This window comes from Cellvibrio sp. (genome assembly GCF_053579595.1).
The window spans coordinates 1-6,426 of the sequence record NZ_JBRFPI010000266.1 but is presented as its reverse complement, the minus strand read 5'-3'; the positions used below and the strand labels follow the sequence as shown (position 1 = coordinate 6,426).

Here is a 6,426-nt window from a genome sequence, read left to right as displayed (position 1 = left end):
TTGCCCGCGATGCTGCCGTCGCGCTCGATAACCACAGCCGTATTATGATGCAGGCCCACAGCGCGCTTTTCAAATAATGACGCAACAATAACGATACCTAACTCTTGTGCAAGCGCGCCCAAGACCTGGGTGCTCGGCCCCGGGATAGTTTCCGCCAAATCAAAATGCGCAGCAATTTCCTGCTGGCAAAAATACAATCCGCGATGCAACTCTTGCAACACCACCAACTTAGCACCCTGCCCGGCGGCAACACGAATCTGTGCAATGGTTTTTGCAAAATTAGCAGCGGCATCTGCAGTACAGGATTGTTGCACCAAACCCACGGGTAAGGTTTTCACGACAGAATTTTGCATCAAATTTGCTCCCGTACACCCTCAGGAATTTGCATAGTAATGCAGTGTAGACTTCCACCCTGCTCTATCAAGGATAAACAGGGAATGCCGAAAATTTCATAACCAGGAAACGCTTGCGATACCACTTCCAATGCATCCTCATCCATCGGCAAACCATAGATAGGAACCAACACCGCTTCATTGATAATTAAAAAATTGGCGTAGGTCGAAGGTAAGCGCAAATCGCTCTCATCACCTAACACTTCGCCCGCCCAGGGCAATGGAAGTAATCGGTAAGGCTCACCCTGTGCATTCGTAAAGGATTGCAACTGAGCTTCCATTTTTTTGAGCTCGCCGTAATGCTCATCTTGCTCATCATCACAAGCGGTATAGACAATCGTATTATTGGGGCATAAGCGCGCAAGCGTATCGATATGGCCATCGGTATCATCACCTGCAAGATATCCATGATCCAACCAATTAATTTTTTGCACACCAAACGCTGACATTAAACGGGATTCAATATCCGCCTTTGATAAATTGGGATTGCGATTTTTATTGAGCAGGCATGATGAGGTAGTCAACAAAGTGCCCTGCCCATCTGTCTCAACCGATCCACCTTCAAGTACCCAATCCTGAAGTTCAATTATTGCGTGAGGGAAAGCATTCTGCGCGAATAATTGGCGGGAAATTTGATCATCCAGATCATGAGGAAATTTGTTTCCCCAACCATTAAATTGAAAATCCAACAGTTTAAATCCATCAGGTGTTTCAACGGTTAATGGGCCGTGGTCGCGCGCCCAACTGTCATTACTGGCGCAGGGATAAAGATGAATATATTCCAGCGGAGCGCCCATCGCTTCCAGGCGAGCGCGAACCTCCTCCATCTGGGCTTCAGGCACCGCGATAACAACGTCGGCATAATCGCAAATCACGGTCGCCAATGCTTCATAGAGCTCGACAACATCATCCAGAATCCAATCCCAGGGAGAGTTTTTATGCGGCCAGGTCAACATAACGGCATCTTGTGGTTCCCATTCAGCGGGCAATCGTTGGCTTGACATAAAATTTCCTCATTAAAACGCAAATGGCCAGTCACTGGGCTGGCCATTATAAACAAAGCTGCTGCCGCAATGAATTAGCGCGGCGAAATAGTCTCCTGCGCTGGCAGTGAAATAACTGCATCCGCGTCTTGTACCGAGCTCTTTGTCGTGGCTTTTTGCGCTTTCACAGCAGGCTCACCCACCTGCAAAATAGCAGCGATAACACGCGAAGACGCTTCCCCATCCGCTGTAATCGCAATATGCAGCTGAATATAAAAGCGCCCTTCGGCACTGGCGTTGATTGTCAGTGGCACCCTATATTCACCACCCTCATGTAACTCAAATTCAAAATGATGCGCGGAGGAAACAAGCGCAAGGCCTTCACTGGTCGATACATCTACCGTCATTTTACCTTCATGGTTGGGTGATAATAACTGTAACTGGTACTCATGCACGCCGGGAACAGCAGCATAGAGTGGCTCGCTATTTTTCAAACTAATAGCAGCACCGGGTTTTGCTCGCGAGTGTTGTTGGTGGTCATTGTTTTTTAGGTTCAGATTTTTTTCGTTAGCAGACGAGCTTACTGCTGCATTGTTAGCATTCAGCGGTGATTGCTCGGGCGTATCCGGTGTTTTTTCTCGCGCACTTAAAATCGCAATGCAGACAAAAATAATGATTGCAGCGATAGATCCCAAGTAACTAACTGATATTTTATTCAAAATTCAAGCCTCCACTTTAGTTGAGGCGCAGCGCGCGCACGTCAAAACAGGCAGTAATTTCATCTGTATTCTCCACATCCATTGCTCTGTCATCGACAAGCTCAAGGACATAGGTTCCCTCCGACAAAAAACGCGAAAAACTCTCCTGATCAATCTGTGTACCTTCAGCGAAATCCAGCAGATTACCGCGGCGGTAGAGATACACATCCGGATCAGAATCGCCGGAATCCCCCACTCCCTCTTGAACACTGATTTGATAAGTACCGGAAGATGCCACCTCCAACAACAGGAATTGCGCAACCGACAGTTTGTTATAGGCACCGAAACGATTAGTACTGCATACATTCACAGGACTATTGTTCAACGGCAGCGGCTTATAGATTGGCAAACTGCCGGTATAGCCACCGCTGTTGCTTTCATCCACACCGAATGCATCGGTAGTCTCGATATTTTGTTCCAACAAGAGCGTATTAAAATTGGTAATCTGCGTTGGGACAAGGTTGCGCAATGCATCAGCGAACACGTAAATCGATGTCATTGCGGTATTGGTAGCGTAGCCGGTTGAATTCAACGTTTTAAAGATATCGGTAAAATCCCGTGCCGTTTTTCCATTACTGCTCGTGTAAAAATTGTAAAGTACCGACTGCACCGATGCCTCTGAATACCAACCGCGTACCGTATGATTTTTGCGGCTGACATTATTGGTAAAACCGTCTGTTTGTTGCAGGCCACTGGCATCACGGTAATTGGGATCATCCAGCATCATCGCCGAAAATGCGTTGGCAAAACCTTCCGACATAGCCACGCGCATATCCAATTTATCGCCATACACATGGTCGCCACCAACACTATCCGACCGAGAAAAATCGCTTTCAAGATAATGCCCCCATTCATGCAAAATAACATGGCGGTCATATTCATCTGTATCGTTGTTTTCATCACCCAAAATATAAATCTCTGATCCACTATAAAAACTGGTGCTGATTTCACCCAGCGCCAAATCGCCATCTGCCGCTTTATTCTTAGGGCTCCAACGCAGCTCCAGCGCGGGAAAATCAATGCCATTTCCAGCTGCCATAACCTTTTCAACACCCAGTAATACTGAATCCAAAATCGCAAAGGGTGCAGCAACACGCGCTTGCGTATAACCCGTGCCAGTCCAACCAGAGGCCGCATGTAAATCGCGCACTGCAGAGGCATTACTCGCCGCCACCAAACTGCCTTCCATTGCATAAAGAATGTTGCCATTGGTGTTGTCAGTCACTTTGAAATTCCAGGTTGGCGACTGGGCGCGCAAGAGCTGCGCCTTTACGCGCACCTTCACGAGCTTATTGTTTTCAACGCTAAAACTGTAATTACCAAGGTTATCGCTATTGGTAGTAGCCAGAATCAGGTTATTGCTATCGAGCAATTCAACAACCAATCCACGCACGGCATTTACTCTTGTAGCCGAATAGTTCAAACCAAATTGATTATCGTTGTGCGGGACAAAATCATAGGTCACTTTGCCACTTAAAGTGATCGCATTAGGCGGGGAAGAACTCGCAGCTGACGAGCTCGCTATTGATGAACCGGGGGTAGATGCGATTGACGAGGATATTGGCGATGAACTTACATCGGAACGCCACACTGAACTGCCTGCAGAAGATGCAGGATTACTGCTGGCCTGCACAAACCCGGATGATCCGCCGCCACCGCCACCACAAGCGATGAGCAATGTACAGATGCACACCAGTAGTGTTCGTCCACTCCAGGACAATATTGGTAGAGCCATAGTTGTTTTAATGTCGCGCCCCATCTGGCCTACACCTTTATTGATAAAAACTGATTACGTCAAGCATAGCCAAGATCGTCGGAGAGCACAAAAATGAGGCTATCGACTGACAGGGCTTGTGCCTATAATGGCGATCTATTTACTGGAGGCGTTATGCTCAAAATTCTATTATTTGCGGTCATAGTGACGTGCATTATTATTGGTAGTGCCCGCTATAAAAAAATGGATCCAGCGCAAAAACGCAAAGCCTTATGGCGTATGGGCACGGGCGTATTCCTCGGTATACTGATTTTGTTGGTTGTCACCGGAAAAATGCATTGGATTGGCGCTGCCTTGGGCGCATTACTGCCTTTTCTCCGCAACGCCTACGGTTTGATTAGCCAACTATTGCCACTCTGGTTGCAACGTAAAAATGCGCAACAACATAATCAGGCTGACGAACCTCAGCCGCCCCAGCGCCCGCTGGTACCCATGCCAATCCAGGAAGCACTGGAAGTGCTGGGCCTATCGGGTGCGATAGACAGAGGCGACATTACCGAAGCGATGATTCAGGATGCACATCGCCGGCTGATTCAAAAACTCCATCCCGATCGTGGCGGCAATGATTACCTCGCCGCGAAAATCAATCAGGCGCGCGATCTACTGCTTGAAAAAATCAAACATTAATATCAGTTGCGCAACAAAAGGTGAACATAGCGCCCCAGTGAGCGATAGGGTTCTTGTTGCGAAAACTCCAATTCCAGCTGCAACAATGTCAGCGGTTCGCGCGCGCGATGCTCTTCATTAAAAATGTAATCGTGAAACACACGAATGCCACTGTGGCTGAGTAACTGCAATTGCAAATCACCAATCCAACCTAATACCTGTTGCGGGTCCAGCGGATTAATCGGAGTCAAACTACCCGCAGAACCACCATAATCTTTGTTAATAATTTTCTTAAAATTGGTGCGCAGTAAATTTTTGTAAATCAACGAGTGAATATTATAAAAAGTAAGCGATAAATAACCCTGCGGCTTGAGATACCGGAGCAAGCACGGCAGTAAGGATTGCGGTTCCTGCATCCACTCCATCACTGCATGGCAGATCACAAGATCAAATTGCAGCTGGTCAGCAGGCAAATGTTGCGGCAAATCTTGTAGCGCGCAGTGAACCAATTGCACCCGCTCCGCTAACCCTAATTGATCAACCTGCTCTTGCGCGAGCTTGAGCATCTCCGCCGAAATATCGCAAATCACAACCCTGTGCCCGGCTTGCGCCAATTGCAATGAAAACTGCCCTTGCCCACCGCCAGCGTCCAGGATTGTCCAGCACTCGGCAGAGACCTTAAAAGGCGCGACGGGAATATGCGCCGCACAATCGCGCTCCAGTACTGCAAGGCGAATATCGCCTTTTAAGCCGCCATAGATATTTTTTTTAAACCGTTTGGCCAGATCATCAAAATTGCGATCCTGACCGGTTGATTCTTTTGCCATATAATTCTCTTCACCTAACCAACAGCTGCTGCAGCGATATGACCTCATCGAACCACTGGTTTGTCTACATGATCCGCACAAGCGATGCGCAAGTGTACACTGGAATTACCACCGATATGGCGCGCCGCTGGCGTGAACATGAATCGGGGAAAGCGGGCGCACGCTACTTTCGCGGGCGCAAACCTGTGCAACTTTGTTATCTGGAAGCAGACCACAATCGCTCAACAGCGAGCCAACGTGAATATGCGATTAAATCCCTGAGCGCCAGCGTAAAAAAACAACTGATTGCCGAGCAACTAACACAAACACACAGGCTTATTGGCCTCCATCAACTGGAGCAATTGCCACATTGACCACGACTCCAGCGACTAAGCGCCCGATCTGTAGCAACTGTAACAGACCCGTTCGCAACTGCATTTGTCCCCTGATTACCCCTATCACCAATCAGGTTGAAATCCTTATTTTGCAACATCCCGATGAAGCATCTAATGCAAAAAATACGGCGGGATTATTACATCTCAGCTTAAAAAACAGCCAACTCAAGATCGGCGAACAGTTTGACACGGAGGATTTGGATCGTTGGTTATTTGCCGACCAAAAACGACCACTACTGCTCTATCCCGAGATAACTGAATACCAAGCGCTTGGGTTAACCGCACCGCAGCCACTTCCAACCCTAAATCCAGTCACACCTCATCAGCTACGTTTGGTGATAATTGATGGAACCTGGCGCAAAAGCCGTAAAATGCTCTACCTGAATCGCGCGCTGCAGAGCCTGCCCCGGATGATGCTGACGGAAACACCGCCATCCATTTACAAAATCCGCAAAGCGCATAGCGAAAATCAGCTTTCCACGCTGGAGGCAAGTTGTTACGCTCTACAGCAACTGGAGCAGCACAAAGTTGACTATGCTCCGCTATTGACTGCAATGAGTCTGTTCGTTGCGCAACAAAGCGCCTTTACTCCCAAATAAATGTTCCCCAATACACGTTCGCCAATAATGTACACAACATATCTATTCGCTCCCGACGAGAGAAAACCAAGCCTATGAGTTATCCAACGTTTGAATTACTGCGCAGCCAAACT

9 protein-coding genes are annotated in these 6,426 nt (G+C 47.9%); 4 read left to right on the top strand and 5 right to left on the bottom strand.

Annotated features, from left to right (window positions below; genetic code table 11):
* From ACWA6V_RS15205 to ACWA6V_RS15190, 4 genes are all read right to left on the bottom strand, one after another.
* Positions 1 to 353: nitrilase-related carbon-nitrogen hydrolase (locus ACWA6V_RS15205; RefSeq protein ID WP_449523288.1), on the bottom strand; the 353-nt coding region annotated here is incomplete at its 3' end.
* Positions 353 to 1,396 (bottom strand): agmatine deiminase family protein, encoded by a 1,044-nt coding sequence (locus ACWA6V_RS15200; RefSeq protein ID WP_449523287.1) that lies wholly within the window; start codon positions 1,394 to 1,396, stop codon positions 353 to 355. The genes ACWA6V_RS15200 and ACWA6V_RS15205, both read right to left, overlap by 1 nt.
* 74 nt (positions 1,397 to 1,470) lie before the next feature.
* Positions 1,471 to 2,094 (bottom strand): hypothetical protein, encoded by a 624-nt coding sequence (locus ACWA6V_RS15195; protein WP_449523286.1) that lies wholly within the window; start codon positions 2,092 to 2,094, stop codon positions 1,471 to 1,473.
* Between the two features lie 16 nt (positions 2,095 to 2,110).
* On the bottom strand, positions 2,111 to 3,598 hold the full coding sequence (locus tag ACWA6V_RS15190; protein WP_449523285.1) for a hypothetical protein: 1,488 nt from the start codon (positions 3,596 to 3,598) through the stop codon (positions 2,111 to 2,113).
* Positions 3,599 to 3,611: 13 nt separating this feature from the next.
* On the opposite strand from ACWA6V_RS15190, the gene ACWA6V_RS15185 reads away from it, so the two are divergent.
* Positions 3,612 to 3,965, top strand: a complete 354-nt coding sequence (locus ACWA6V_RS15185) for a hypothetical protein (protein WP_449523284.1) — start codon at positions 3,612 to 3,614, stop codon at positions 3,963 to 3,965.
* A 56-nt stretch (positions 3,966 to 4,021) separates the two neighbouring features.
* Positions 4,022 to 4,534 (top strand): molecular chaperone DnaJ, encoded by a 513-nt coding sequence (locus ACWA6V_RS15180; RefSeq protein ID WP_449523283.1) that lies wholly within the window; start codon positions 4,022 to 4,024, stop codon positions 4,532 to 4,534.
* Between the two features lie 2 nt (positions 4,535 to 4,536).
* On the opposite strand, the gene ACWA6V_RS15175 is transcribed toward ACWA6V_RS15180, so the two are convergent.
* Positions 4,537 to 5,340: a methyltransferase domain-containing protein gene (locus tag ACWA6V_RS15175; RefSeq protein WP_449523282.1), complete on the bottom strand. Its 804-nt coding sequence runs from the start codon at positions 5,338 to 5,340 to the stop codon at positions 4,537 to 4,539.
* Positions 5,341 to 5,378: 38 nt separating this feature from the next.
* Between ACWA6V_RS15175 and ACWA6V_RS15170 the strand changes: the two genes are divergently transcribed.
* Both ACWA6V_RS15170 and ACWA6V_RS15165 read left to right on the top strand, forming a co-directional pair.
* Positions 5,379 to 5,693: a GIY-YIG nuclease family protein gene (locus ACWA6V_RS15170; protein ID WP_449523281.1), complete on the top strand. Its 315-nt coding sequence runs from the start codon at positions 5,379 to 5,381 to the stop codon at positions 5,691 to 5,693.
* Positions 5,690 to 6,313 (top strand): tRNA-uridine aminocarboxypropyltransferase, encoded by a 624-nt coding sequence (locus tag ACWA6V_RS15165; RefSeq protein ID WP_449523280.1) that lies wholly within the window; start codon positions 5,690 to 5,692, stop codon positions 6,311 to 6,313. Before ACWA6V_RS15170 ends, ACWA6V_RS15165 begins: the two co-directional genes overlap by 4 nt.
* The last annotated feature ends 113 nt before the right edge of the window (positions 6,314 to 6,426 follow it).